Genomic DNA, 278 nt, shown 5'->3' on the forward strand with positions numbered 1-278 from the left:
CGCGGAAGGCCCGAAGGTCCCCTCCTTTCCCCCGTAGGGCGTATGCGGTATTAGCAGTCGTTTCCAACTGTTATCCCCCTCGACTGGGCAGATCCCTAGGCATTACTCACCCGTCCGCCGCTCGCCGGCAAAGATAGCAAGCTATCTTCCCGCTGCCGCTCGACTTGCATGTGTTAGGCCTGCCGCCAGCGTTCAATCTGAGCCATGATCAAACTCTTCAATTAAAGTTTTGTTGCTTCCGTCTTGCGACTTCAGCGGCTCAATGAATTCTGATTTTT

1 rRNA gene is annotated in these 278 nt (G+C 54.3%); it reads right to left on the minus strand.

The features are described from left to right. A 16S ribosomal RNA gene (locus K5Q99_RS22290) occupies positions 1–224 on the minus strand; the annotation flags it as partial. Positions 225–278 lie beyond the last annotated feature (54 nt).

Origin of the sequence: Shewanella hafniensis (genome assembly GCF_019655335.1) — a bacterium.
Classification (GTDB): Bacteria; Pseudomonadota; Gammaproteobacteria; order Enterobacterales; family Shewanellaceae; genus Shewanella; species Shewanella hafniensis.